Annotated in this window: 19 protein-coding genes and 2 pseudogenes; 3 read left to right on the top strand and 18 right to left on the bottom strand. The window is 68.3% G+C overall.

The window, feature by feature from the left end; translation table 11 throughout:
* Positions 1-26 precede the first annotated feature (26 nt).
* The 10 genes and pseudogenes from hisS to ACFJIX_RS16005 form a co-directional block, all read right to left on the bottom strand.
* Positions 27-1,334, bottom strand: a complete 1,308-nt coding sequence (hisS, locus tag ACFJIX_RS16050) for a histidine--tRNA ligase (protein ID WP_377152649.1) — start codon at positions 1,332-1,334, stop codon at positions 27-29.
* Positions 1,331-2,659, bottom strand: coding sequence for a flavodoxin-dependent (E)-4-hydroxy-3-methylbut-2-enyl-diphosphate synthase (gene ispG / locus ACFJIX_RS16045; RefSeq protein WP_377152647.1), 1,329 nt, complete (start codon positions 2,657-2,659; stop codon positions 1,331-1,333). Before ispG ends, hisS begins: the two co-directional genes overlap by 4 nt.
* A 61-nt stretch (positions 2,660-2,720) precedes the next feature.
* Positions 2,721-3,032, bottom strand: coding sequence for a DUF4115 domain-containing protein (locus ACFJIX_RS16040; protein ID WP_377161808.1), 312 nt, complete (start codon positions 3,030-3,032; stop codon positions 2,721-2,723).
* A 460-nt stretch (positions 3,033-3,492) separates the two neighbouring features.
* Positions 3,493-3,777 (bottom strand): annotated as a pseudogene (locus ACFJIX_RS16035) (helix-turn-helix domain-containing protein); the annotation flags it as partial.
* 10 nt (positions 3,778-3,787) lie between these two features.
* Positions 3,788-4,549, bottom strand: a complete 762-nt coding sequence (gene pilW, locus ACFJIX_RS16030) for a type IV pilus biogenesis/stability protein PilW (RefSeq protein ID WP_377152645.1) — start codon at positions 4,547-4,549, stop codon at positions 3,788-3,790.
* A gap of 57 nt (positions 4,550-4,606) precedes the next feature.
* Positions 4,607-5,794 carry a 23S rRNA (adenine(2503)-C(2))-methyltransferase RlmN gene (rlmN, locus tag ACFJIX_RS16025; protein ID WP_377152643.1) on the bottom strand — a complete coding sequence of 396 codons (1,188 nt, stop codon included), beginning with the start codon at positions 5,792-5,794 and terminating at the stop codon, positions 4,607-4,609.
* Between the two features lie 58 nt (positions 5,795-5,852).
* Positions 5,853-6,278 carry a nucleoside-diphosphate kinase gene (gene ndk, locus ACFJIX_RS16020; RefSeq protein WP_377152641.1) on the bottom strand — a complete coding sequence of 142 codons (426 nt, stop codon included), beginning with the start codon at positions 6,276-6,278 and terminating at the stop codon, positions 5,853-5,855.
* A gap of 178 nt (positions 6,279-6,456) precedes the next feature.
* On the bottom strand, positions 6,457-8,631 hold the full coding sequence (locus tag ACFJIX_RS16015) for a pseudouridine synthase (protein ID WP_377152639.1): 2,175 nt from the start codon (positions 8,629-8,631) through the stop codon (positions 6,457-6,459).
* Between the two features lie 50 nt (positions 8,632-8,681).
* Positions 8,682-9,593, bottom strand: coding sequence for an SMC-Scp complex subunit ScpB (gene scpB / locus ACFJIX_RS16010; protein ID WP_377152637.1), 912 nt, complete (start codon positions 9,591-9,593; stop codon positions 8,682-8,684).
* Between the two features lie 298 nt (positions 9,594-9,891).
* The gene (locus ACFJIX_RS16005; RefSeq protein ID WP_377152635.1) at positions 9,892-10,962 is read right to left on the bottom strand and encodes an RluA family pseudouridine synthase; all 1,071 of its coding nucleotides are present in this window, start codon (positions 10,960-10,962) and stop codon (positions 9,892-9,894) included.
* 257 nt (positions 10,963-11,219) lie between these two features.
* Between ACFJIX_RS16005 and ACFJIX_RS16000 the strand changes: the two genes are divergently transcribed.
* Positions 11,220-11,888, top strand: a complete 669-nt coding sequence (locus ACFJIX_RS16000) for an outer membrane protein assembly factor BamD (protein ID WP_377152633.1) — start codon at positions 11,220-11,222, stop codon at positions 11,886-11,888.
* 155 nt (positions 11,889-12,043) lie between these two features.
* On the opposite strand, the gene ACFJIX_RS15995 is transcribed toward ACFJIX_RS16000, so the two are convergent.
* Both ACFJIX_RS15995 and ACFJIX_RS15990 read right to left on the bottom strand, forming a co-directional pair.
* A complete protein-coding gene (locus ACFJIX_RS15995; RefSeq protein ID WP_377152631.1) occupies positions 12,044-14,176 on the bottom strand; it encodes an ATP-dependent DNA helicase in 2,133 nt (710 codons plus the stop codon).
* Positions 14,163-14,447, bottom strand: coding sequence for a YdcH family protein (locus ACFJIX_RS15990; protein WP_377152629.1), 285 nt, complete (start codon positions 14,445-14,447; stop codon positions 14,163-14,165). The genes ACFJIX_RS15995 and ACFJIX_RS15990 overlap by 14 nt, the downstream gene beginning before the upstream one ends.
* Before the next feature lie 52 nt (positions 14,448-14,499).
* Here ACFJIX_RS15990 and ACFJIX_RS15985 point away from each other — a divergent pair, with 52 nt between their 5' ends.
* Positions 14,500-15,267, top strand: coding sequence for a PP2C family protein-serine/threonine phosphatase (locus ACFJIX_RS15985; RefSeq protein ID WP_377152627.1), 768 nt, complete (start codon positions 14,500-14,502; stop codon positions 15,265-15,267).
* Positions 15,268-15,377: 110 nt separating this feature from the next.
* Here ACFJIX_RS15985 and ACFJIX_RS15980 read toward each other — a convergent pair whose 3' ends face one another.
* From ACFJIX_RS15980 to ACFJIX_RS15960, 5 genes and pseudogenes are all read right to left on the bottom strand, one after another.
* The gene (locus ACFJIX_RS15980; RefSeq protein ID WP_377152625.1) at positions 15,378-16,046 is read right to left on the bottom strand and encodes a hypothetical protein; all 669 of its coding nucleotides are present in this window, start codon (positions 16,044-16,046) and stop codon (positions 15,378-15,380) included.
* A gap of 119 nt (positions 16,047-16,165) precedes the next feature.
* Positions 16,166-17,266, bottom strand: a complete 1,101-nt coding sequence (gene zapE, locus ACFJIX_RS15975; protein WP_377152622.1) for a cell division protein ZapE — start codon at positions 17,264-17,266, stop codon at positions 16,166-16,168.
* A gap of 127 nt (positions 17,267-17,393) precedes the next feature.
* Entirely contained in the window at positions 17,394-18,821 is a 1,428-nt protein-coding gene (lpdA, locus tag ACFJIX_RS15970; protein ID WP_377152620.1) for a dihydrolipoyl dehydrogenase, read from the bottom strand.
* A gap of 18 nt (positions 18,822-18,839) precedes the next feature.
* Positions 18,840-20,108 carry a 2-oxoglutarate dehydrogenase complex dihydrolipoyllysine-residue succinyltransferase gene (gene odhB, locus ACFJIX_RS15965; protein ID WP_377152618.1) on the bottom strand — a complete coding sequence of 423 codons (1,269 nt, stop codon included), beginning with the start codon at positions 20,106-20,108 and terminating at the stop codon, positions 18,840-18,842.
* 115 nt (positions 20,109-20,223) lie between these two features.
* Positions 20,224-23,077: pseudogene (locus tag ACFJIX_RS15960) on the bottom strand (2-oxoglutarate dehydrogenase E1 component).
* Positions 23,078-23,420: 343 nt separating this feature from the next.
* Here ACFJIX_RS15960 and ACFJIX_RS15955 point away from each other — a divergent pair.
* On the top strand, positions 23,421-24,263 hold the full coding sequence (locus ACFJIX_RS15955; RefSeq protein WP_377152616.1) for an isopenicillin N synthase family dioxygenase: 843 nt from the start codon (positions 23,421-23,423) through the stop codon (positions 24,261-24,263).
* 60 nt (positions 24,264-24,323) lie between these two features.
* Here the strand turns inward: ACFJIX_RS15955 and ACFJIX_RS15950 are convergent, their stop codons facing one another.
* Positions 24,324-25,451 (bottom strand): branched-chain amino acid ABC transporter substrate-binding protein, encoded by a 1,128-nt coding sequence (locus ACFJIX_RS15950; RefSeq protein WP_377152614.1) that lies wholly within the window; start codon positions 25,449-25,451, stop codon positions 24,324-24,326.
* Between the last annotated feature and the right edge of the window lie 41 nt (positions 25,452-25,492).

Below are 25,492 nucleotides of genomic sequence, written 5' to 3'. Positions count from 1 at the left end.
GTCCGGGTTGAAATTCGAGGTCGCGATTATGCGGTGCGCAGGTCGGCCGCCCATGCAGCGACCGTGTTAAGCGGGCGTGTCACCTGTTCGCCGTCGCCGCGCAGCGGCTTGACGGCGACTTCGCCGCGGGCGAGTTCGTCGGGACCGAACACCAGCGCAAAGCGCGCGCCCGAGGCGTCGGCCTTCTTGAACTGCGACTTGAACGAGCCGCCGCCGGCGTGCATCTGCACCGCGACGCCTTCGGCGCGCAGCGCCTCCAGCACGGGGATGGCCTGCGGCAGCACGGCCGCGTCCGGCAGGATGGCGTAGACGTCCGGGGCCGACGACGGCACCGGCAGGCCGAGCTCGTCGATCAGCAGCAGCAGACGCTCGATGCCCAGGCCGAAGCCCACCGCCGGCGTGGGCTTGCCGCCAAGCTGCTCGAACAGGCCGTCGTAGCGACCGCCGCCGCAGACCGTGCCCTGGGAACCGAGCTGGTCGGTCACCCACTCGAAGACGGTCAGGTTGTAGTAGTCCATGCCGCGCACCAGGCGCGTGTTGATGCGGTACTCCAGGCCGGCGGCGTCGAGGATCGCGCGCACGGCGTTGAAGTGCGCCAGCGTCTCTTCGCCGAGGAAGTCCATCAGCTTGGGCGCGGATTCGACCACCGGCTGCATGGCCGGATTCTTCGTGTCGAGGATGCGCAGCGGATTGGTGTGCAGGCGGCGCTTGCCGTCTTCATCGAGCTTGTCGGCGTGCGCCTCGAAGTGGGCGATCAGCGCGGCGCGGTGCGCGGCGCGCTCCTCCGGCTGGCCCAGCGAGTTGAGCTCCAGCCGCACGTGCTCGCCGACGACCAGACCCAGCTCCTGCCACAGGCGGCGGACCATCAGGATGATCTCGGCGTCCACGTCCGGGCCGGCGAAGCCCAGCGCCTCGACGTCCAGCTGGTTGAACTGGCGGTAGCGGCCCTTCTGCGGCCTCTCGTGACGGAACATCGGGCCCATCGTCCACAGACGCAGCGGGCCGTTGTAGAGCGCGTTGTGCTCGACCATCGCGCGGACGATGCCGGCGGTGGCTTCCGGACGCAGCGTCAGCTGGTCACCGTTCATGCTGTCGGTGAAGGAGTACATCTCCTTCTCGACGATGTCGGTCACCTCGCCCAGGCCGCGCACGAACAGCGCGGTCGGCTCGACGATCGGGGTCAGCATGTACTGGTAGCCGTAGCGCTGCAGCACGCCGCGCAGCGTGGTCTCGAACCAGCTCCACAGCTGGCTGCTCGGCAGCTTGTCCTTGCGGTCGACGCTGGCCGGGAGGATGTCGTTCATCCCCTTGACGGCCTGGATGTTCTTGCTCATGCGGTGGTGGTAGGCGCGCCGAAGCGCTTTTCAATGTAGGTCTCGACCAGGGCGTGGAACTCGCCGGCAATGTTGTCGCCGCGCAGGGTCAGCGCCTTCTCGCCGTCGATGAAGACGGGCGCGGCCGGCGCCTCGCCGTTGCCCGGCAGGCTGATGCCGATGTCGGCATGCTTGCTCTCGCCGGGGCCGTTGACGATGCAGCCCATCACCGCGACCTTCATGGTCTCGACGCCGGGGTACTTCTCGCGCCAGACCGGCATCTGCGCGCGCAGGAAATCGTCGATCTGCTTGGCCAGTTCCTGGAAGGTGGTGCTGGTCGTCCGGCCGCAACCGGGACAGGCGGTCACGCTCGGGTTGAACGCGCGCAGGCCCAACGACTGCAGGATCTCGAGCGCGACGACCACTTCCTGCGTGCGGGACTCGCCGGGTTGCGGCGTCAGCGAGACGCGGATCGTGTCGCCGATGCCTTCCTGCAGCAGCACCGACAGCGCCGCGGCCGAGGCCACCGTGCCCTTGGTGCCCATGCCGGCCTCGGTCAGGCCCAGGTGCAGCGCGTAGTCGCAGCGCCTGCTCAGCGCGCGGTAGACCGAGATCAGGTCCTGCACGCCGCTGACCTTGCAGCTGATGATGATGTTGTCGGGGTTCATGCCCAGTTCGCGGGCATACGACGCCGACGACAGCGCCGACTGGATCAGCGCCTGGTACATGACCTGCTTGCCGTCCCAGGGGGCGGCGCGCTTCGCGTTCTCGTCCATCATCTGGGCGAGCAGTTCCTGGTCCAGGCTGCCCCAGTTGACGCCGATGCGCACGACCTTGTCGTACTGCATCGCGGCCTCGATCATCTGGGCGAACTGGCGGTCCTTCTTGTCGCCCTTGCCGACGTTGCCCGGATTGATCCGGTACTTCGACAGCGCCCGCGCCATGGCCGGATGCTCGGTCAGCAGCCGGTGGCCGTTGTAGTGGAAGTCGCCGACCAGCGGGACGTCGATGCCCATGCGATCGAGCTGCTCGCGGATGTGCGGGACGGCGTCGGCGGCCTCGGCGTTGTTGACGGTGATGCGGACCAGCTCCGAGCCGGCCTGCGCCAGCTCCTTGACCTGGATCGCCGTCTCGATGACGTCGACGGTGTCGGTGTTGGTCATCGACTGCACGCGCACCGGCGCGTCGCCGCCGATGGTCACCACGCGGTTGCCCCAGCGCACCTGCGCCTGTCGCGAGCGGCGCGCGGAGGGCGCGGCGGCGGCGATCAGGTCGGACAGATCGTGGGCTTCGGCGTTGGCTTCAGCGTTGGCATCGACGAAATCGGGAGTGGCTGGCTTGTCCATCTTGCGGCGCTCTTGCGAAAGGGGGTACGGCTGGTGCGGCGCCCGTTCGGCTCGGGGGTGTTCAGTTCAGTTCGAGGCGGGCGACGTTGTCGCGCGACCGGGCGGCGAGGTCCACCGTCTGGCCGCGGAACACCAGCTCCGTGCCGGACACATTGCCCACGCGCAGCTTCAGCGGCGCGACGCCATTGACGTCGACGAGATCGCCCGGACGCAACAGTCTGGACAACAGCACCTGGCCCTTGGCGTCGACGACCTCGACCCAGGACTCCGCGCTGGCGCGGACCTTCAGCGGCGAGGTGCCGGGCGCGGGGGGCGCCAGCCTGGACCGGTTGGCCGGCGGACGCGGATGCGGTCGGGGCCTGGGCGGCGACATTGGGCGCAGGTGCCGTGGTCGCCGGTGCGGTGGTGACCGGTGCCGTCGTCGCGGTGGAGCCTTGCGACGGCAGCGTCGACGTTCCGGCGGCGACCTGGCCGGCGGGCGCGGTCTCGGAGGCGCTCACCACGGGCGCTTCCACGTTGGTCGGCGGCGTTTCCGTCACGGCCGGCGGCGTGCCGGCGACGTTGTCCGGCCCGGGCGCCGTGGCGGCGGATTCGGCCGGTCGCAGGCGCTGCGTGACCTGATCGATCCAGCTCGACGGGATGGCATAGACGGCCACGGCGGCGATCAACAGCACGCCGATTCCGAGCACGGCCGGGCGCTTGAGCAGCTCCGTCGACAGCGCGGGCTCCTGGCTCACCGAGCGCTCGCGGAACGGCTGGTTCAGGCCCGGCGTCACGCGGTCGAGCGAGGCCTCGGCGCCGCCGCTCGGCAGCATCTTCAGCACCGGTTCGGCCTCGACTTTCAGCACGCGGCACATCGAGCGCGCCAGCGCCCGCGCGAAGGTCGCATCGGGCAGATCCTTGTAGCGATCGGCCTCCAGCGCTTCCAGCTTCGATTGCGGCACCTTCAGCGTCGCGGCCAGCGCGGCGATGTGCAAGCCGCGAGCTTCGCGCGCGCGACGCAGGGCCTCACCCGCGGTGACCGGGGCCAAGGCGGGAGCGGGTGCGTGCGTGGATGCCGGTGCGGAAGCGCCTGGCGCTTCCCCGTTCGTCGCCTCGTCGGCGGCCGTCGGAGTCATGCGATGTCCCTCATTCATCGAATCGACCGTTGTTCAATGCCTGCGTCTCGGCCGCCTGCGGGTACTTGCGCCGCATCTGCTGGCCGAGATCGTCCATGTTGGACGTGTTGCCCAGGCGGCGCTCGATGCGCAGCTCCAGCCAGAGGCTGGCGGCGTTCGCCTGTTCCACGTTGCTGTTGACGCGGCGCGCGTAGAAGCGCGCGCGTTCGTACTCACCCTGGCGGTACAGCACTTCGCCCAGGTTCATCGCGATCGTCGGATTCCCGGGTTCGACCTCGAAGGCCTTGGTCAGGTGGGCCTGTGCCGGCACCAGACGGCCCTCGCGCGCCTCGCAGGCGCCCCAGGCCAGCAGCGTGCGCGACGGCGTGCGGTAGGCCGGCAGCGCCACGGCGGCTTCGAACTGCTGGTAGGCCTCGGCATAGCGCTGGCGCTGGCACAGGAACCAGCCGTAGTTGTGCAGCGAATCGCCGTTGTTGCGGTCACGGGCGATCAACTGCTTGAAGCCGTCCTCGGCCAGACCGTACTCGCCCATCGCGGCGTAGATCAGGTTGCGCAGGTTGATCGCCTCGGGCAGATCCGGCTTGGCGGCCATCGCGAGCTTGACCTCGTCCAGCGCCGTCTCGTACTGGCCGCGGGCGAAGTAGCCGCTGGCGAGCTCGAGCCGCACCTGCGCCCGGCGGTCGTTGTCGGTCTTGTCGCTCTCCGTGCGCGGCTGCTGTTGCTGCTGCGCACCGCCCGCGCACCCGGCCAGGGCCGCGGCGATCAGCAGCACGACGGACAGGGTCCGGGCGGAACGACGCGGAAGGAGGGGAGCCGGGCGACGAAAGGGTCATGGACGTGGGCCTGTGGGAGTGACGGGAGTCGAAGGCGTGGCGGCCGCGGGCGCCGCGCCCGAAGTGCCGCCGGATGCCGCGCCGCGCTGTACCACCACGGGCGCGCGCACCATGCGCAGATGAACCCGGGTCCGGTCCTGCACCTCGCCGGCCAGTTGGCCGCAGGCGGCGTCGATGTCGTCGCCGCGCGTCTTGCGCACGGTCGTCACGATGCCGGCCTGGATCAGCAGATCGGCGAAGGCCTTGACGCGCTCGTTGGTGCTGCGCTTCAGGCCCGACGCGGGGAACGGATTGAACGGGATCAGGTTGATCTTGCAGGGCACCTTGCCCTTGAGCAGCGCGATCAGCTCGCGGGCCTGCTCCGGCGCATCGTTCACCTCCTGCAGCATGCAGTACTCGAAGGTGATGAAGTCGCGGGGTGCCTTGTCCAGGTAGGCGTTGCAGCTCGCCAGCAGTTCCGCGATCGGGTACTTGCGATTGAGCGGCACCAGCTGGTCGCGCAACGGGTCGTTGGGCGCGTGCAGCGACACGGCCAGCGCCACCGGCGCATCGTCGCGCAGGCGGTCGATCATCGGGACCACGCCCGAGGTCGACACCGTCACGCGGCGCCGCGACAGACCGTAGCCATGGTCGTCCAGCATCATCTTCAGCGCGGGGATCAGCGCGCCGTAGTTCTGCAGCGGCTCGCCCATGCCCATCATCACGACGTTGGAGATGATGCGTTCGTCCTTGCCCAGACGCTGCCGCAGCGAGTGCTCGGCATACCAGAGCTGGGCGACGATCTCCCAGGTCTCGAGGTTGCGGCTGAAGCCTTGATGGCCGGTCGAGCAGAAGCGGCAACCCACGGCGCAACCGGCCTGGCTGGAGATGCACAGCGTGGCCCGATCGTCCTCGGGGATGTAGACCGCCTCGACGGCGTTGCCCTGGCCGACGTCGAACAACCACTTGATGGTGCCGTCGGCCGAGACATGTTCGGAGATCACCGGCAATGCGGTGATGTGGGCGCGCCCGGCCAGCTTGTCGCGCAGCGACTTGGCCAGGTCGGACATCTGGGCGAAGTCCGACGCGCCCTTCTGATGGATCCAGCGGAACAGCTGGGTCGCGCGAAAGCGCTTCTCCCCCAGCTGCTCGCAGTACGCGGCCAGGCCTTGCAGATCGAATCCGAGCAGGTTGACCGCGTCCATCGTGTGTACTCCTCTTTCGCTAGGGCCTGCTGGCCCGGGGTCCAGAGGCGGTGACGGCTCAGCGGCCGTTGATTTCCAGACCGGAGAAGAAGAACGCGATCTCGACGGCCGCGGTCTCGGCGGCGTCCGAGCCGTGCACGGCGTTCGCGTCGATGCTGTCGGCGAAGTCGGCGCGGATGGTGCCCTTCTCAGCCTTCTTCGGGTCGGTCGCGCCCATCAGGTCGCGATTCTTCAGGATGGCGCCTTCGCCTTCCAGCACCTGGATCTGCACCGGGCCGGAGATCATGAAGGTCACCAGGTCGTTGAAGAACGGGCGGGCCTTGTGCACGGCGTAGAACGCTTCGGCTTCGGCGCGCGACAGCTGCTTCTGCTTGGAGGCGATGACCTTCAGGCCGGCGCCTTCGAAGCGGGTGTAGATCTGGCCGATGACGTTCTTGGCCACGGCATCGGGCTTGATGATGGAGAGGGTGCGTTCGATGGCCATGTCTTTTTCCTTGAAAATCTTGGGCTTGGCAAAGCCCGGCATTGTAATGCGTGAAGTCAAGCCCCCAAGTGACATCCCGTTTTCAGCCGGGTGTCGCCGGAAGGCAAAAAGCCGGGATGGAACCCGGCCCGTGCCGCCCTGCCCCGCCGGATGGCGGACGCCGGGCGTTCAAACCTGATCAGCGGCGGCCGCGGCCTCCGCCGCCACCACCACCTCCACCACCACCGCCGCCGCCGCCACGGCGACCACCGCCCCGGTTGTTGCCGCGATTGATGAAGGCGTCGGCACCGATGTAGCCCATCGAGGTCTTCATCGGATCCGGCTGGTGCTCGCCACCCGGGCCACGCTTGTTGCCCTGATGGGGGTTGTGGCCGGAATCGCTGCCGCCCTTGCCGAAGCCCTGCGGGATGCGCTTGCTGCCGGTCGCGAAGCGCCGGTCGAAGGTCTGCTCCAGCGGGTTGATGTGCTTCGGGATGAAGTCGTCATCGTCCTCGTCGCGGGGGCGGCGATCGCGTTCGCGCTCCTGCTGCTGCTGTTGCTGCTGCGGGCGTTGCGCCTGATTCTGCGGGGGGCGCTGCTCGTTCCGGTCGTTGCGCTGCGGACGATCCTGACGGTCGCCGCGCTGATCGTTGCGGTCGCCGCGCTGATCGCCACGGTCTGCCCGCTGCTCATTGCGATCGCCACGGAACTCACCGCGCTGATCGTTGCGGCCCTGCTCCGGACGGCTCGGACGCGGACCGCCGCTGTTGCCGCGGCGGCGCTTGTCGCCCCGGTCATTGCGATCGTTGTTGCGCGGCGGACGCGGCTCGTTCCCGGCCAGTTGCCGGATGATGCGCACGTCGGCATCTCCGAGTTCGATGTAGACGCCACGACGCAGGCCACGCGGCAGCACGACGGTGCCGTAGCGGATGCGGATCAGGCGGCTGACGGCCAGGCCGACGGTCTCGAACAGCTTGCGGACTTCGCGGTTGCGGCCTTCGGTGATGACGACGCGGTACCAGCGGTTCACGCCTTCGCCGCCGCCGTCCTCGATGCTCTTGAAGCTGGCCTGCTGGCCGTCGACGTCGACGCCGGTCAGCAGCTTCTCCTTCTGTTCCTTGCTCAGCGAACCCAGCACGCGGACCGCGTACTCGCGCTCGACGCCGAAGCGCGGATGCATCAGCTGGTTGGCAAGTTCACCGGAGTTGGTGAACAGCAGCAGGCCTTCGGTATTCAGGTCGAGGCGACCGACCGACTGCCACTTGCCCTGCGGCAGGCGCGGCAGGCTGCGGAAGACGGTGGGGCGGCCTTCGGGGTCGTTGAAGGTCACGACCTCGCCGACCGGCTTGTGGTACGCCAGGATCCGCGGCGCGACCGGCGCGATGCGGACCTTGATCGGCTTGCCGGCCACGGCGACGCGGTCGCCGTAGGAGATGCGCTGACCGACGTGGGCGACTTCGCCGTTCACCGTGATCTGGCCCTTGGCGATCATGTCCTCGATGTCGCGGCGCGAGCCGACGCCGGCCTGCGCCAGCACCTTCTGCAGCTTGGGCGCGTCGGCATCGGGAGCGAGCACCCGCTTGGCGGGCTGGTCGGTGGCATCGGACTCGCCGTCGTCGGACGACGCCTCGACATCGGCGATCTCGGCGGGCTCGGCACCGTCGTCCTCGGCGTCGGCATCGAAGGCACCGGACACCAGCGCGTCGAAGCGCGCCTGCGCCTCGGCCTGGAGCTGGGCGCTGTCGACCTGCGTCGGCGCGGACCCGGCGCCTTCGCCGGACTCGGAAGCATCGCCCTGCGCCTGGACCGGCTGACCTTCACGCGGTTCGCGATCACGGTCGCGCCCGCGGCGGCGGCGATTGCGGCCACGGCCTTCGCCGTCGCTGCCTGTGTCGCCGTCGGCGCCTTCACTCGCCACCGGACCCGCTTCTCGCGACTCAGGAGACTCCTGCGACACCAGCTCGACAACCGCCCCGGCCACCGGCGACACCGGCGCGGGCGAAGCCTCGACGGTCGCCACCGGCACGTGGATCACGGCGCGGTCGGCCTGCGCCGGCACGGCGTCGGCCTCCGCGGTCTTCTTCGTGGTGCGGCGCTTGGGCTTGGACGCTTGCGCGTCTTCGGCCGCGGGCGTTTCAGCCTGGACCTCGACCGGGGCCTCGGCAGGCACTTCCGCCGCGGCGGCCGTCTTGCGGCGCGCTCGAGGCTTCGGAGTCTCCTCGGCCACGGGCGCGGCGCCCGCGTCGGTCGCCTCTACCGGGGCCGCGGCGACCTTGCGGGTGCGCTTGGGTTTCGCGGGCGCGTCGGACGGGGTGTCGGCCGGACCGGCCGTCAGCGTCTCGGGCTTGGAATCGTCGATATCGTTGGAATTCATGTGTCGGCTTGCACCTTGTCAGCGGTGGACACGGCCCCTTCCCGGGGCGCTCAAGTGGGCTCGGGGTTGACGGCCCCGGCCTGTGGTTCTTCACCCGGATCACGCAAGGCGGCCGGCTTGGATTCGTCTTCAGTGGCGGCGTCCGAAGATTCGGGCGTCGCCAGGTTCGTTTCAGCGGTCTCGGCAGCCTCTGCCGTCCCCGCGACTTCCGTCGTCTCCGCGACTTCCGTCGCCTCCGCGACTTCCGCCGTCTCGGCAACTTCTGCCGCGTCGACGGTTTCGGCGGGCTCGCCGGTTTGGGCGCTTCCCACCGTTTCAGCGGCCTCGACCTCCGCCACCGGCTCGCCCGGCTGGATCTCCGGCTCCGGCGGATCGAGTTCGACAACCACGTCGCCGGGCGGTTCCTCGAGCAGCGAGGCCTGCAGCGCCCCGGCGATCGGCGTCGGGTCGCCGCCCTGGATCAAGGCCGGCAGTTGCTCCAGCGAATGCAGCCCCAGGTCGTCCAGGAAATGCTTCGTCGTCGCATACAGCGCCGGCCGGCCCGGCGCCTCGCGATGCCCGATGACCTCGATCCAGTCGCGGTCCTCGAGCTGCTTGATGATGGGCGTCGCCACCACCACGCCGCGGATGTCCTCGATGTCCCCGCGGGTCACCGGTTGACGGTAGGCGATGATCGCCAGCGTCTCCAGCACCGCCCGCGAATACTTCGGCGGCTTCTCCGGGTGCAACCGGTCCAGATGCTCGCGCATCTCGGGCCGGCTCTGGAAGCGCCAGCCGGAGGACAGCGCCACCAGCTCGACGCCGCGCCCTTCCCACTCGCGCAGCAACTCGTCGAGCAGCGTCCGCACGCTGTCGCCGTTGAGCTCGTCCGCGAACAGCGAGCGCATGTCACGCAGCGTCAGCGGCGCCTGCGCGCACAGCAACGCCGTTTCCAGGACCCGCTTCGCCTCCTGCGTATCCATGAACTCAGTTCGTCAGGCCGGCCTGGAGGCCGGTCAAATCGGTGTGTGTCGCCATCTTGGGCGCCGGCGACGGCAACGGGCCGCGCCGGACGGATTCGATCTGCTTGCTTGGGAGCTCTGTGCTCCAACGGCCGCCGCTCAGTGGTGGATCCGGCCGGTCAGTGGGGCGCCGCGTCGGTGTGCGGCCTGCGCTGCGAACGGGGTCGACTGCCAGCCCGCCGCCGTCTTGCGCACGCTCTTCACGTTGGTCTCAGCGCAAGTACTGGGACGCATTGTAGCGCGAGCGGGCGCACCGCTCTCAGAACACCGGATCGGGCAAACCCGAGACGCGCCACCCGGACGCCAGATCGGCCGGCAACGGGGCCTCGAAGCGCAGCGGTTCGCCGGTGATCGGATGGGCGAAACCGAGCCGCGCGGCGTGCAGCGCCTGGCGCGGCACGCCCAGCGCCTCGGCCCCGCCGTAGAGGGCGTCCGACACCAGCGCGTGTCCGCGGTGCGCGGCGTGCACGCGGATCTGGTGCGTGCGCCCCGAATGCAGCACACAGTGCAGCGCGGAGACGGTTCGGTTCAGGCCGCGCGCGTCCTGCCACTCGCCCTCGGCCAGCTTGAAGAAATCGGTGCGCGCCGGCTTGCCGCCACCCACGACGGCCATCCGCGTGCGCGACTGCGGATCGCGGCCGATCGGCGCGTCGACGATCCACTCGTCGGGCGTGCGGCCATGGACCAGGGCCAGGTACTCGCGATGGACCTCCCGGGCCGCGATCATCCGCATGAGCGCAGTGACCGCCGGCAGCGTCTTGCCGACGACCATCAGGCCCGACGTGTCCTTGTCCAGCCGATGCACGATGCCCGCGCGCGGCAGCGTCGCCGCCTTGGCGTGATGGGCCAGCAGCCCGTTCATCAGCGTGCCGGACCAGTTGCCCGCGGCCGGATGGACGACCAACCCGGCCGGCTTGTTCACCGCGAGCAGGTGCTCGTCCTCGAAGACGATGTCGAGCGCGAGCGGTTCCGGGCGAAAGGCCAACGCTTCCTCGGTCGGGACCAGGTCGACGACCAGCGTCTGCCCGAGCCGGGGCTTGCGCGACGCGTGGGTGACGAGCTGTCCGTCGAGCGTGACGCAACCGCGCTCGATCAGGCCCTGCAGGTGACTGCGAGAGAACTCCGGCGCCAGCTGCACCAGCCATTTGTCGAGGCGCAGCGCGATCTCGTCGCGCCCGGCCTCGGCGCTGCGGCGTTCGGGGACGTCGACCCCGACGTCCTGGGCGTCGTCGACGCCCTCGGAGAGGGCTGCCTGCGCCGGCGCCTCCCCTGGTTTCTCACCAGGGTAAAGCCCGTCCTGCGCCGCCGGGTCGTGACCGACCTGAACCATATAATCGCCGCTCCAATTTCAGATGAGGGCCGCCGTGGCGCGCGCCCTGTGGACCATGATCGAGACTCGGGTGTTGCGCCGCCGGACCGCGGATTCTTCTGAAGCGTCCGGCTCCTGGCGCGCCGCGTGGCGCTGCGTGGCGATGACCGCCGCGGCCGCTGCCGTGCTGGGGCTGGCGGCCTGTTCGTCGGCCCCCAAGGAGGACCCCGAATTCCCAGGCCAACCTGGAGAAATTGTACGCAGAGGCCAAGGAGGACATGCTCTCCGGCTCCTACGACCGGGCGATCAAGACGCTGGAACGCATCGAAGGCCGCGCCGCGGGCACGACGCTGGGCCAGCAGGCGCAGCTGGACCTGGCCTGGGCGAACTACAAGAGCGGCGAGCGCGTGCAGGCCGTGACGGTGCTGGACCGCTTCATCAAGCTCAACCCGTCGAGCCCGGCGCTGGACTACGCGCTGTACATGAAGGGCCTGGTCAACTTCAACGACGACCTCGGCCTGTTCGGCCGCATCGCGCGCCAGGACATCAGCGAACGCGACCAGCAGGCCGCGCGCGATTCGATGCAGGCGTTCAAGCAGCTGGTGGAGCAGTTCCCGGAATCGAAGTACTCCGAGGACGGCCGCATCCGCATCGACTACATCACCAACAGCCTCGCGGCCTACGAGGTGCATGTGGCGCGCTACTACTACAACCGCGGCGCGTATCTCGCGGCGGCGAACCGTGGGCAGGCCGCGTTGATGGAATTCCAGAACGCACCCGCGCTGGAAGAGGCGCTGTTCCTGATGGTGCAGAGCTATGACAAGCTCGGCCTGGAACAGCTGCGCGATGACAGCCGCCGCGTGCTGCAGGCAAGCTTCCCGGACAGTTATTACCTGACGACTGGCAAGGCCAAACCTAAAGACAGGGCTTGGTGGGTCATCTGGTGAGCTGATCTGGTGGGCTGAAGCTCGCCATACGTCGTTGCTCGGGGCCTTGCATAGCGCTGCTATGCGGCGGCCCCTCGCGCCTAGTCTGGCAAGCTTCAGCCCACCAGATCTCGGCGCCCTCAAACTGCAGCCCGCTCTTGAGCGGGCTGTTTCGTTCAGGCGTCGTGGGAAGCCTTCAGCTCGGCGAGCCAGGCCTGCGCCGTCGTCTCGTCGGGTACCTGCGTCATCGGAGGGAGCGCCTCGCGCAGGCGCTTGCCGTAGTGCGAGCCGGCCAGGCGCGGATCGCAGACGACGAGCAGGCCGCGGTCGGTCTCGGTGCGGATCAGGCGGCCGGCGCCCTGCTTCAGCGCGATCGCGGCCTCGGCGACGAAGTACTCCATGAAGGGGTTGCGGCCCTCGGACTCCAGGCGCGCGACGCGGGCTTCGACCAGCGGATCGTTCGGCGGCGGGAACGGCAGCTTGTCGATGAGCACGCATTGCAACGCGTCGCCGGGCACGTCGATGCCTTCCCAGAAACTCGCCGAGCCGACCAGCACCGACGCCGGCTGATCGACGAACTGCTGCAGCAGCTGTCGCTTCGGCATCGTGCCTTGCACCAGCACCTCGATGCGATGGCCGCCTTCCTCGAAGCGTTGGCGCAGCACGTCGGCCACCGTCTGCAGCTGACGCAGCGTCGTCGTCAGGATGAAGGTGCGACCGCCGAGTCGCGCCGCCAGGCGCGCGCCGAGCCAGCCCACCGATTCGCCATGGTCGGGCTCCGAGGGCTTCGGGAAATGCTTGGGCACGTAGAGCCGCGCGTGTGACGCGTAGTCGAACGGGCTGCCGACACGCAGCGTGCGCGCCTGCCCCAGACCGGCGGGCTCGGTGAACCAGGTGAGCGCGTCGTCCTCGCCCAGCGTGGCCGACGTGAACACCCAGGCCTTGGGCGTGCTGGCGAGCGCTTCCTGCATCGCCTCGCGGATGTCCAGCGGCGATTCCATCAGGCGGACCTGGTGCGTGCCGACATCGACCCAGCGCACCGCGCCCGGATCCGGCGCCCGCGCGAACAGCTGCGCCGTCTTGTAGAGCTCGACCGCGCGCTCGTGCAGGCGCACGAGGTCCGGCCCGACTTCCATCACCGTCGCAAGAGCGTCCACGCTGAGCTCGATCGCCTGCGTGACCTGCACCAGCGCCTCTTCGAAATCGGCGCGGCCCGAACACTCGCTCCAGCGCAGCTTGAGCACGCCACGCAGTTCGCGTCCGCCGGCACAGGCCAGCCGCAGCGCACGGGCCGCGCGCTCGACGCCGCCGGAGATGGCCTGCCACTCCTGCAGCCCGCGCGCATGTGCCAGGCCTTGCGCGAGCATGTCGCGTCCGAAGTCGAACAGCTGGGCGCTGCCCAGCAGACGGCCCAGGAAGTTCAGACCGGCTTCGGGGAGTTGATGCGCCTCGTCGAAGATCGCGACTTCGACGCTGGGCAGCAGCTCCGCGACGCCGCTGTCGCGCAGCACCAGGTCGGCGAAGAACAGGTGGTGGTTCACGACGACCAGATCCGCCTCCATCGCCTCGCGCCGTGCCTTCACGACGTGGCAGTCGCGGTAGGACGGGCAGTCGGTGCCCAGACAGTTGTCGCGCGTCGAGCTGACGATCGGGATCACCGGCGAGCGCTCGTCCATGCCGTCGATCTCCGCGAAGTCGCCGGTGTGCGTCGTCATCGCCCATCGCTCGATGCGCGCGAGTTGCGCGACGGCGCGTCGATCAGGCAGTTCCGCACTGTGGCGCGCCTGCTGCAGCCGGTGCAAGCAGAGGTAACTCCCTCGCCCCTTCAGCAACGCGGCGCGCAGCGGCAGCGCGAAGGTGTCCAGCAGCCGCGGCAGGTCGCGCATGAAGAGCTGGTCCTGCAGGCTCTTCGTCGCCGTGCTGATCAGCGTGCGGCCGCCGCTGAGCAGCGCCGGCACCAGGTACGCGAAGGTCTTGCCGACGCCGGTGCCGGCCTCGACGACCAGCGTGTCGCGCCCGGCGATCGCCTGCGCGACGGCCAGCGCCATGCGCTGCTGAGGCGCTCGGGGCGCATAGCCGGGGCCATGTCGTGACAGCGGACCGCCCGTGTCGAACGCGGCGATCACCGACTGTTCCAGCTCACCCGGGCGGAGCTCCTCGGCCGCCGCGCGGGCGCGGGACGCCGCCAGCACCGGCGACGCCTCGGCCGCGCCCCAGGGAGCGTCAGCCATCAGATCGTCGGTCGAATCCTCGGAGGAGTGGTCGGTCGAGTCGTTGATGGCGGGATCGTGTCGGTCAGGCCGGCTCATCGGGATCGCTGGCCCGTTCGAGCCGCGCGATCTCGTCGCGCAGCGCCAGGCGTTGCTTCTTCAACCGGCGCAGCGTCAGTTCGTCGACGGGCGGCAGGGCCAGCTCGCCAGCGATCGCCGCGATGGCCCCGATGGCCGGAACCGGACTGATGTCCGCGACGACGTCGGCGCGCACGGCGCCCATCAATGCGTCGATACGGCCGTCCAACTCCGCATGGGCGATGCGAAGTTCAATCAGACGGCGCGCTGGAGAGTGAAGTTGTTCATCCATAAACGGGGAACCACCCGACCGGGAAGCCGAGCCGGACGATTATAGTTTTGGGATGAGTCGCAACACCCCAGGCTATCGCCTCAGCGCCGCCACCGGCATCCATCGCGGCGATCGTCTGTACCAGCAGGATCAGGTCCAGGTCATCGCCCATCCCAGACAGAGCGGTTGCGTGCTCGGCATCGTCGCCGACGGCATGGGCGGCAAGAGCGGCGGCCGCAAGGCCGCCGACCAGGTCATCCTCACCGCCCAGCAACTGTTCGAACGTTTCGTCCCCGGGGAGGAGGACGAATCCGAGCTGCTGCGCCAGATCGTGTCCGAAGCCCACCTGATGATCCGCCTGACGGCGATCTCGGCCGAGGAGGAGCCGCACAGCACGCTGGCCGCCTACCTGCTGACGTCGGACCGGCGCTGCTTCTGGATCCATACCGGCGACTCGCGGATCTACCACTTCCGCGGCCCCAACATGGTGACGCGGTCGCTGGACCAGTCCTACGTGCAGCGCCTGGTCGACGAAGGCCAGATCACCGAGGACGAAGCGCTGGTCCATCCGCAGTCGAACCTGCTGACCGCCTGCCTGGGCACCGTGCAGGAACCGACGCCGGTCGAGTCCTACATCGAGCACCTGGAGCACGGCGACACGCTGATGTGCTGCAGCGACGGGCTGTGGCACTACTTCTCGCCGGCCGAGCTCGGCACGGTGATGCACAGCCTGCCGCCGCGCGACGGCGCCGAGCTGCTGGTCAACAAGGCGCGCCAGCGCGCCAAGGGCACTGGCGACAACCTGTCGCTGGCGATCGTGCGGGTGGATCCGCTCGAGTGACGCCGGGCGGGCGCCCTCCCCGCCTCGCCATGAAGAACGCCGGTCTCGCGACCGGCGTTTTGCATTGAGCGGCGCGGGGGATCGGATGACGCCCCCCCCGCTTCGACGCTTCAGGGCTTGGGCAACGCGCGGATGTCGGAGGCTGACGGCGTCGGCAGATGGGCCGCGGGCGGCTTCGTGTTCTTGCCGACCGGCGCGGACGCCGCGGAGGCCGCCTTCCCCGCCGAGCGCAGTTGCTGCTCACCGGCCTTGCGCTGGCGGTCCAACGCCTTCTGACGGCGCTCCGCGGCGGCCTCGCGGCGCTTGGCCGCCTCGGCCTTCGCCTCGGCATCCAGTTTGGCCTCGCGGCGTTGATGCAGTTCCGGATTGGCGCGCGGTGTACGCGCCCCCGGCACCGTCGGCGCCGATGCCGGCTGAGCCGCTTCCCGCACCGATTCGGTCTTGCGCCGGGCTTCGTCCTTGGCCGCCTCGCGCTCGTTCTGCTGGACGCGCTCGCGCGCGGCGGCGCTGCGACGCTGGCGCTCCTCGGCATTGACCTGGTGTTCGGCGTGGTCCAGCGGTCGCAGCTGGCGGATGCGTTCGTCGCGGGCGTCTTCCAGGCAGCCGGTGACGACGAAACGCTGGTTGCACTCGCGGACCTTGGCCTGGTAGGTCTGCTCGATGCGCGCGCGGGCGGCGCCGATCTCGGCGCGGGTCATCTCCGCCGCGCAGACGGCCGTCGAGGCAGCCATGCCCGACAGCGCCATCGGCAGGAGAACAAGGACTGGGCGGAAAGTCATGGACGTGATCATCGCATCCGGCGACGCTCGTTCCAGTGACACGCCCGCCGGTGACTTCCCTACACCCCAATCGGAGGGAACCGCGAGTGGGGATGGGCGTGGACGCGCAGGAGCAGGGGTCAGGTCAACCGGGTATCGACGTCGCGACGCTCGAGCTCCAGGTATTCCTTCGACTGCATCTCCTGCAGCCGCGACACGGTGCGCGGGAACTCGTGCGCCAGCGGGCCCTCGGTGTACAGCTGCTCCGCCGGAACGGCCGCGGAGATGATCAGCTTCACGCGCCGGTCGTACAGCACGTCGACCAGCAGCGTGAAGCGGCGCGCCTCGCTGGCCAGCCGTGGCGGCATCGCCGGCACGTTGGACAGGATGATCGTGTGGAACTGCGTCGCCAGTTCCAGGTAGTCGTTCTGCGAGCGTGGCCCGCCGCAGAGCTCCGAGAAGTCGAACCACACCACGCCGCCGGCGCGGCGCCGGGAGCGGATCTCGCGGTGCTCGATGTGCAGGATCGGGGCCTCGTCACGCGCCTCGGCCAGTGATTCGAAGGCCGTCGTCAGCGCCGCCTCGGTCTGCGCGTTCAGCGGTGTGTGATAGAGCTCGACATGCTCGAGCGAGCGCTGCCGGTAATCGGTGCCGTTGTCGACGTTGATGACTTCCAGGTTCTGCTTCAGCAACTCGATCGCCGGCAGGATGCGGTCGCGGTGCAGCCCGTTCGGGTAGAGCCCGTCCGGATGGAAGTTGGACGTCGTCACGATCGACACGCGGTTCTTGAACAGCGCGTCGAGCAGCCGGTACAGGATCATCGCGTCGGTGACGTCGGCGACGTGGAACTCGTCGAAGCAGATCAGCCGGAAGCGCCGCGCGATGCGCTTGCCGAGCTCGTCCAGCGGATCCTGGATGCCCTTGAGTTCCTGCAGCTCGCGATGGACCTCGCGCATGAACTCGTGAAAGTGCAGCCGGGTCTTGCGCGTCAGCGGCACGGCCTGGAAGAAGCAGTCCATCAGGAAGCTCTTGCCGCGGCCGACGCCGCCGAACATGTACACGCCGCGCGGCAGGGGCGGCCGCACGAGGAACTTGGTCACCGCATTGGAGCGCCGCGCCTTGTAGTCGGCCCATTCGTCCTGGCAGCGCTGCAGCGAGGCGACGGCGCGCAGCTGCGCGGCGTCGGCGGTGTAGCCGCGTTCGGCGAGGGTCTGGTGGTAGAGCTCGGTAACGGTAGTCATGCGGTGGTCAAGCGGCGGCGTTCGAGACGTTCAGATCAGGGAACCTGCGCAGCGCGGACAAGATGGAAAAAGGGGCGACTCGCGCCGCCCCTTCCGTTCATGCGTCCGATGCGCTTCGAGCCGGAGCTCAGAAGTTCAGCGTGCGCTTGTCGATGGCCAGGGCCGCTTCCTTGGTCGCTTCGCTCAGCGACGGGTGCGCGTGGCAGATGCGGGCGATGTCCTCGGCCGAGGCCTTGAACTCCATCGCGACCACGGACTCGGCGATCAGCTCCGAGGCCATCGGGCCGATGATGTGCACGCCCAGGATCTCGTCGGTCTTGGCGTCGGCCAGGAACTTGACGAAGCCGGTCGTGTCGCCCAGCGCGCGCGCGCGGCCGTTGGCCAGGAACGGGAACTGGCCCGCCTTGTAGGCCACGCCGTCCGCCTTCAACTGCTGTTCGGTCTTGCCGACCCACGCGATCTCGGGGCTCGTGTAGATGACCCACGGGATCGTGTTGAAGTTGACGTGACCGTGCTGGCCGGCGATGCGCTCGGCCACGGCAACGCCTTCTTCCTCGGCCTTGTGCGCCAGCATCGGACCGCGCACGACGTCGCCGATGGCCCACACGTTGGGCAGGTTGGTCTTGCACTCGTCGTCGACGATCACGGCGCCGCGCTCATCGAGCTTCAGGCCCACGGCTTCGGGGTTCAGGCCGATGGTGTTGGCCGTGCGGCCGATCGAGACGATCAGCTTGTCGACCGCCAGCGTCTGCTCGCCGCCCTTGGCATCCGTGTACTTCACGGCCACGCCGTCCTTGCCGTTCTCGACGCTGGTGATCTTCACGCCCAGCTCGATGTTCAGGCCCTGCTTCTTGAAGACCTTGGCGGCTTCCTTGGCGACGGACTCGTCGGCGGCGCCCAGGAAGGCGGGCAGCGCTTCCAGGATCGTCACCTCGGCGCCCAGGCGGCGCCACACCGAGCCCATTTCCAGGCCGATGACGCCGGAACCGACCACGCCCAGCTTCTTCGGCACGGCCGGGATGCGCAGCGCGCCGTCGTTGGACAGGATGTTGGTCTCGTCGAACGGGGCACCCGGCAGCTGGCGGGCGTTGGAGCCGGTGGCGACGATCACGTGCTTGGTCGTGATGGTCTCCTCGGCGGCGCCGGCGACCTTCAGCTCGTAAGCGCCGTCCTTCGCCGCCACGAACGAGCCGCGGCCGTGGAAGAACGTGACCTTGTTCTTCTTGAACAGGTACTGCACGCCGTCGTTGTTCTGCTTCACGACGGCGTCCTTGCGACCGATCATCTTGGCGATGTCGATCTTCAGGTCGTTCATCGAGATGCCGTGGTCGGCAAAGCCGTGGCCGGCGTGCTCGAAGTGTTCGCTCGACTGCAGCAGGGCCTTGGACGGGATGCAGCCGACGTTGGTGCAGGTGCCGCCCAGGGCGGGACCGCCCTTGTCGTTCTTCCACTCGTCGATGCAGGCCGTGTTGAAGCCCAGTTGCGCCGCGCGGATCGCCGCGATGTAGCCGCCGGGGCCGCCGCCGATGACGACGACGTCGAATTGCTTGCTCATGTGTCGATCGTCCTTGGCTTAGATGTCGAACAGGAGGCGAGCCGGATCTTCCAGCGCGTCCTTCATGGCCACGAGACCCAGCACGGCTTCACGGCCGTCGATGATGCGGTGGTCGTAGGACATCGCCAGGTAGTTGATCGGACGGATCACGATCTGGCCGTTCTCGACGACGGCACGGTCCTTGGTCGCGTGCACGCCCAGGATGGCCGATTGCGGCGGGTTGATGATGGGCGTCGACAGCATGGAGCCGAAGGTGCCGCCGTTGGAGATCGAGAAGGTGCCGCCGGTCATCTCTTCGATGCCGAGCTTGCCTTCCTGGGCCTTCTTGCCGAACTCGGCGATCTTCTTCTCGATGTCGGCGAAGCTCATCTGGTCCGCGTTGCGCAGGATGGGCACGACCAGGCCGCGCGGCGAGCCGACGGCGATGCCGATGTCGAAGTAGCCGTGATAGACGATGTCGTTGCCGTCGACCGAGGCGTTCAGCACCGGGTACTTCTTCAGCGCGTGCACGGCGGCCTTCACGAAGAAGCTCATGAAGCCGAGCTTCGTGCCGTGTTCCTTGGTGAAGCTGTCCTGGAACTTCTTGCGCAGCTCCATCACCGGGGCCATGTTCACTTCGTTGAACGTGGTCAGGATGGCGTTGGTCGATTGCGATTGCAGCAGGCGCTCGGCGATGCGGGCGCGCAGGCGGCTCATCGGCACGCGCTGTTCCGGACGGTCGCCCAGGTTGGCGGACACGGGCGCGGCGACGGCCTGCAGCGGCGCCTTGGCCGGAGCGGCCGGGGCCTGCACCGGCGCGGGGATCGCGGCCGGCTTGGCGCCGCCTTCGATCGCGCCCAGCACGTCGCCCTTGGTCACGCGGCCATCCTTGCCGGTGCCGGACACCGAGCCGGCGGGCAGGTTGTTGTCGGCCATGATCTTCGCGGCGGCGGGCATCGCGATGCCGGCCTTGCTGTCCGACGAGGCGGCAGCGGCGGCCGGAGCGGCGGCGGCAGCAGCGGGTGCCGGAGCGGCGGCGGCGGCCGGAGCCGCGGCACCGGCCTTGCCTTCGGAGTCGATCTTGGCGATGACCTGGTCCGACGTGACGGTACCGCCGTCGCCGACGACCAGTTCGGCCAGCACGCCGGCGGACGGTGCCGGCACTTCGAGCACGACCTTGTCGGTCTCGATCTCGATCAGGATCTCATCGATGGCCACGGCGTCGCCGGGCTTCTTCTTCCACTGGAGCAGGGTCGCTTCGGCGACCGATTCGGACAGCTGGGGGACTTTGACTTCAACGATTGCCATGATGTTTTTTCTCTCGGTTTTTCAGTAAACCGGAGCCTTGCGCCTGCCGGTCGCCGGGGAGCTTGTGCCCGTCCCCGGCGCCGGTGTCATTGCGGCGCGCGGCGTCCGCAATGACTCACTTGGTCAGCACGAAACCCTTCAGTTTCCCGAAGGCCTGCTCCAGCAGCGCCTTCTGCTGTTCCTGGTGCAGGTGGGCGTAGCCGACGGCCGGCGAGGCCGAGGCGGGACGGCCCGCGTATCCGAGCTTCTGGCCGTCGGCCATGTTCTCGTGGATGTAGTGCTGCACGAAGAACCAGGCGCCCTGGTTCTGCGGCTCGTCCTGGCACCACACGATCTCGGCGAGGTTCGGGTACTTCTTGAGTTCGGCCGCGAACGCCTTGTGCGGGAACGGATACAGCTGTTCGACGCGGATGATCGCGACATCCTTCTTGTCGCCACGGGCCTTGATCAGGTCGTAGGCCACCTTGCCGGAGCAGGCGATCACGCGCTTGACCTTGCTCGCGTCGATCTCGGCGCTCGTCTCGCCGATGACGGTGCGGAACTCACCCTTGGTGAACTCGCTGACCGGGGACGTGGCGTCCTTGGCGCGCAGCAGCGACTTGGGCGTCAGGATGACCAGCGGCTTGCGGAACATGCGCAGCATCTGGCGACGCAGCAGATGGAAGATCTGCGACGCCGTCGTCGGCTGGACGATCTGCATGTTGTTGTCGGCGGCCAGCTGCATGAAGCGCTCCAGGCCGGGCCGAGCTGTGCTCGGGGCCCTGGCCTTCGTAGCCGTGCGGCAGCATCATCGTCAGGCCGTTGGAGCGGCCCCACTTCACTTCGCCCGAGGCGATGAACTGGTCGATGACGACCTGCGCGCCGTTCACGAAGTCGCCGAACTGCGCTTCCCAGATGGTCAGCGTGTGCGGGTCGGCGGCGGCGTAGCCGTATTCGAAGCCCAGCACGGCCTCTTCCGACAGGATCGAGTCGATCACGACGAACGGGGCCTGGCCTTCCGCGACGTTCTGCAGCGGGATGTAGATGCCTTCGTCGAAGCGTTCGCGGTTCTGGTCGTGCAGCACCGCGTGGCGGTGCGTGAACGTGCCGCGGCCGCAGTCTTCGCCGGACAGGCGGATCGGGTAACCCGAGGCCACCAGCGAGGCGAAGGCCATGTGCTCGCCCATGCCCCAGTCGACGTTGATGTCGCCGCGACCCATGGCCGCGCGGTCGGCGATGACCTTCTCCACCAGCGTGTGAGCCTTGAAGTTGCCGGGCAGCGTGGTGACCTTCTCGGCCAGGCGCTTCCACTCGGCCACCGGCAGCGCGGTGTCGCAGCTGTCGGTCCACTTCTTGCCGAGGAACGGGGTCCAGTCGGTCGCGTACTTGCTCTTGAAGTTGGTCAGCACCGGGTCGACGGTGTGACGGCCTTCGTCCATCGCGGCGCGGAAGGCCTTGACCATGCCGTCCGGGCCGTCGGCGTCCAGCACGCCCTGGGCCACCAGCTTCTCGCCGTACAGCTTGCGGGTGCCCGGATGCTTGGCGATGGTCTTGTACATCAGCGGCTGCGTCAGCGCCGGCGTGTCCTGCTCGTTGTGGCCCAGCTTGCGGAAGCAGACGATGTCGACGACGACGTCCTTCTTGAACTGCTGGCGATAGTCCAGCGCCAGCTGCGTGCACAGCACGACCGCTTCCGGATCGTCGCCGTTCACGTGCAGCACCGGGGCCTCGATCATCTTGACGACGTCGGAGCAGTACAGCGTCGAGCGCGTGTCGCGCGGGTCGCTGGTGGTGAAGCCGATCTGGTTGTTGATGACGATGTGGACGGTGCCGCCGGTGTAGTAGCCGCGCGTCTGCGCCAGCGCCAGCGTCTCCATCACGACGCCCTGGCCGGCGAAGGCCGCGTCGCCGTGCACCAGCACGGGCAGCACCTGCTCGCCGGTCTTGTCGCCGCGACGGTCCATGCGCGCCTTGACCGAGCCCTCGACGACCGGGTTCACGATCTCCAGGTGCGACGGGTTGAAGGCCAGGCTCAGGTGGACGGGGCCGCCGGGGGTGGTCACGTCGCTGGAGAAGCCCTGGTGGTACTTCACGTCACCCGAGGGCAGGTCTTCCGGGGCGGTGTGGTCGAACTCGGCGAACAGGTCCTTGGGCATCTTGCCCAGGGTGTTCACCAGCACGTTCAGGCGGCCGCGGTGGGCCATGCCGATCACGATCTCCTGCACGCCGCGGACGCCGGCGCACTTCACCAGCTCGTCCATCGAGACGATGAAGCTCTCGCCGCCTTCCAGCGAGAAACGCTTCTGGCCGACGTACTTCGTGTGCAGGTAGCGCTCCAGGCCTTCGGCGGCCGTCAGGCGCTCCAGGATCTGCTGCTTCTTCTCGGCCGTGTAGGTCGGCTTGCTGCGGATCGCCTCCAGGCGCTCCTGCCACCAGCGCTTCTCGGTCGGCTCGGTGACGTGCATGAACTCGGCGCCGACGGAGCCGCAGTAGGTGTCACGCAAGGCCTGCACGATCTCGCGCAGGGTCATGCGCTCGGCCTTGGTGAAATAGGTGTTCGTGGCGCTGAAGGTCCGGTCCATGTCGGCTTCGGTGAGGCCGTAGGACGAGGGTTCCAGTTCCGCGATCTTGGCGCGTTCGGTGCGCTTGAGCGGGTCCAGGTCGGCCCAGCGCGAGCCGAGCGTGCGATACGCGGCGATCAGCGACTGGACGTGCACCTGCTTGCCGGCCACTTCGAGCTCGGCGGAGGACACCTTGTTGTTGAGCGCGTTGGCCTTGGCGCGCTGCGCGAAGGACTCGACGACGGGGGCGTGCGGGACGTCGCGCTTGTCGCTGCCGTCCACCGCGGGGACGTGCTGCAGGGCGTCGAAGTAGGCGCGCCAGTTGTCGGGCACGGCGCCCGGGTTGTCGAGGTACTGCTCGTACATCTCCTCGACGTAGGGAGCATTGCCCCCGAACAGATAGGAGTTCGAGCTGTATTGCTGCATCATCTTTCGCTCACCTCTGCCCCGGCTTCCGGAGCTATCGGCTGGTTATGAACCTTCCGCGACACGGCTTGACCGGTTGGCGGATTGCGACCCGCCTTTGCTGTTGCCAGAAAAGGGGTACGGGAAGGACCTGAAGTCACAAGCGCAGGACTGTAGCACCACGCTGGAACCCGTGCTGTTGCGGGATCGCCCACTTCCTGTGCACCCCGTCCATGACATGGATCAAGCGAACGGATCCTCACGGCCTACAAACGTTTGCGAACAGCCAACTCAACGCAGTAGACTGCCGGTTGGCGTACCGCCCCGAGATTGAATGGCGGACTGCCCGGGACACAGGAGATCCCACATGCAAGTTCGAGTCGTCGACTACCGCGCCGCGGATGCGGCCGAGCAATTCACCCGCTCCCTGCACGAGACAGGCTTCGGCGTCCTGGTGAATCACCCCCTGCCCCAGGAACTGGTCGAGAAGATCTACGCCGACTGGCTCGGCTACTTCAACGGGACCGAGAAGCACGCGCTGGCGTTCTCCAAGGAGACCCAGGACGGCTACTTCTCCACCGAGATCTCGGAGACCGCCAAGGGCCACGCGCAGAAGGACATCAAGGAGTACTTCCACATCTACCCGTGGGGAAGGATCCCGGCGGCGCTGAAGGACGACGCGATGCGCTACTACCGCATCGCCAACGATCTGGCGGCGGAGCTGCTGTCGTGGGTGGAGCGGCACACCCCGGCCGACATCGCGAAGAACTATCGCGAGCCCTTGTCCAACATGATCAAGGACAGCCGGCTGACGCTGCTGCGCGTGCTGCGCTACCCGCCGCTGACCGGCAACGAGCCGGCGGGTTCGCTGCGCGCCGCGGCGCACGGCGACATCAACCTGCTGACCATCCTGCCGGCCGCCAACGAGCCTGGCCTGCAGGTCCAGGGCAAGGATGGCGAGTGGGTCGACGTGCCCGGCGACTTCGGCATGCTGATCATCAACATCGGCGACATGCTGCAGGAAGCCTCGCAGGGCTACTACCCGTCGACGCAGCACCGCGTGGTCAACCCGACCGGCGAAGGCGCCAAGAAGAGCCGCGTCTCGCTGCCGCTGTTCCTGCATCCGCGCGAGGACGTGGTCCTGTCGGACCGCTACACGGCGCATGAGTACCTGGAAGAGCGGCTGCGGGAGCTGGGCGTCAAGACCTGACCCCAGGGATCCCTCACCCCTGCCCTCTCCCGCAAGCGGGAGAGGGAGCAAGAGGCGTTTTTAGAGGCTCTTCAGCGGCACCACGTCCTTGCCCTTGAGCGTGAACACCGTGACGGCGGACGACTTCAGGTCGTGCTTGTCGTCGTAGGCGTACTCGCCGGCCACGCCAACGTAGGTCGACTTCGCCAGATGTTCGCCGACCTTCTTCGGATCGGTGGACTGCGCCGCTTCCATGGCGCCCGCCAGCAGGTAGGCGCCGTCGTAGAACGACGCGGCGTAGGTCAACGGATCGCGCTTGAACTCGGCCTTGTACTTGTCCAGGAACTGCTTGCCCTTGGCACTGCGGTCGATCAGCGCGCCACCCTGCGTGCAGTAGGTGTTCAGGTCGTTCGCGATCTGCGACAGCGTGGCGGTCTCCGACGAGCAGATGCCGTCGCCGCCCAGCAGCGGCACCGTGATGCCGAGGCCGCGCATCTGACGCAGCATCGGGCCGCCCTGCGCCGAGTAGCCGCCGTAGAACACGGCGTCGGGCTTGGCAGCCTTCACGGCGGTCAGGATGCTGCTGAAGTCCGTCGCCTTGTCGTTGGTGAACTCCTTGGACACGACCTTGATGCCGAGCTTGGTCGCCTGGGCGGTGAACTCCTGCGCGACGCCCTGGCCGTAGGCCGTGCGGTCGTCGATGACGGCGACCGTCTTCACCTTCAGGTCCTGCGCCGCGTAGACGGCCATCTTCGCGCCGAGCTGGTTGTCGGTGGCGCCGATGCGGAACAGGTTGGACTGGTTGGGCTGCTGCGTGATGCGGGGGTTGGACGCCACCGTCAGCACGATCACGCCGCCGTCGGAGAACACGCGCGAGGCCGGCATCGTCACGCCCGAGTTGTACGGGCCGAGCACGAACCTGATCTTCTTGTCGACCAGCGCCTGCGCCACCTGCACGCCCTGGCGCGGATCGGCCACGTCGTCGTTGACGTCGAGTTCGAACACGACCGGCTTGCCCCCCACCTTCACGCCCTTCGCGTTCAGTTCCTTGATGGCGAGCGCGGCGCCGTCGCGGTTGTCGATGCCGTAGCCGGCCTGCGGCCCGGTGACCGGGCTCATGAAGCCGATGCGCACGCGCTCCTGCGCCTGGCTGCCCAGCGCCGCGAAACCGGCGACGAGCACCAGCAGTTTCAGAGAGAACTTCTTCATATGTCTTCCTCGGTAAGGTCTTCCCCGGCAAGGGGGACGTC

This window comes from Roseateles sp. UC29_93 (genome assembly GCF_042695725.1).
In the GTDB taxonomy this organism is placed as follows: Bacteria; Pseudomonadota; Gammaproteobacteria; order Burkholderiales; family Burkholderiaceae_C; genus Roseateles; species Roseateles noduli_A.
Note: the sequence above shows the minus strand (reverse complement) of the source record. Positions and strands in the feature narration are given on the sequence as shown.

Bases quoted from the DNA above. Each gene is read 5' to 3' on its own strand.
- ACFJIX_RS15955 (WP_377152616.1), top strand. From the start codon at position 23,421: ATGCAAGTTCGAGTCGTCGACTACCGCGCCGCGGATGCGGCCGAGCAA.
- odhB (WP_377152618.1), bottom strand. From the start codon at position 20,108: ATGGCAATCGTTGAAGTCAAAGTCCCCCAGCTGTCCGAATCGGTCGCC.
- ACFJIX_RS15950 (WP_377152614.1), bottom strand. From the start codon at position 25,451: ATGAAGAAGTTCTCTCTGAAACTGCTGGTGCTCGTCGCCGGTTTCGCG.
- scpB (WP_377152637.1), bottom strand. From the start codon at position 9,593: ATGGATACGCAGGAGGCGAAGCGGGTCCTGGAAACGGCGTTGCTGTGC.
- ACFJIX_RS15985 (WP_377152627.1), top strand. From the start codon at position 14,500: ATGAGTCGCAACACCCCAGGCTATCGCCTCAGCGCCGCCACCGGCATC.
- ACFJIX_RS16015 (WP_377152639.1), bottom strand. From the start codon at position 8,631: ATGAATTCCAACGATATCGACGATTCCAAGCCCGAGACGCTGACGGCC.
- hisS (WP_377152649.1), bottom strand. From the start codon at position 1,334: ATGAGCAAGAACATCCAGGCCGTCAAGGGGATGAACGACATCCTCCCG.
- lpdA (WP_377152620.1), bottom strand. From the start codon at position 18,821: ATGAGCAAGCAATTCGACGTCGTCGTCATCGGCGGCGGCCCCGGCGGC.
- ACFJIX_RS15995 (WP_377152631.1), bottom strand. From the start codon at position 14,176: ATGAGCCGGCCTGACCGACACGATCCCGCCATCAACGACTCGACCGAC.
- ACFJIX_RS15980 (WP_377152625.1), bottom strand. From the start codon at position 16,046: ATGACTTTCCGCCCAGTCCTTGTTCTCCTGCCGATGGCGCTGTCGGGC.
- ndk (WP_377152641.1), bottom strand. From the start codon at position 6,278: ATGGCCATCGAACGCACCCTCTCCATCATCAAGCCCGATGCCGTGGCC.
- rlmN (WP_377152643.1), bottom strand. From the start codon at position 5,794: ATGGACGCGGTCAACCTGCTCGGATTCGATCTGCAAGGCCTGGCCGCG.
- ispG (WP_377152647.1), bottom strand. From the start codon at position 2,659: ATGGACAAGCCAGCCACTCCCGATTTCGTCGATGCCAACGCTGAAGCC.
- ACFJIX_RS16005 (WP_377152635.1), bottom strand. From the start codon at position 10,962: ATGGTTCAGGTCGGTCACGACCCGGCGGCGCAGGACGGGCTTTACCCT.
- ACFJIX_RS16040 (WP_377161808.1), bottom strand. From the start codon at position 3,032: ATGTCGCCGCCCAGGCCCCGACCGCATCCGCGTCCGCCGGCCAACCGG.
- ACFJIX_RS16000 (WP_377152633.1), top strand. From the start codon at position 11,220: ATGCTCTCCGGCTCCTACGACCGGGCGATCAAGACGCTGGAACGCATC.
- zapE (WP_377152622.1), bottom strand. From the start codon at position 17,266: ATGACTACCGTTACCGAGCTCTACCACCAGACCCTCGCCGAACGCGGC.
- ACFJIX_RS15990 (WP_377152629.1), bottom strand. From the start codon at position 14,447: ATGGATGAACAACTTCACTCTCCAGCGCGCCGTCTGATTGAACTTCGC.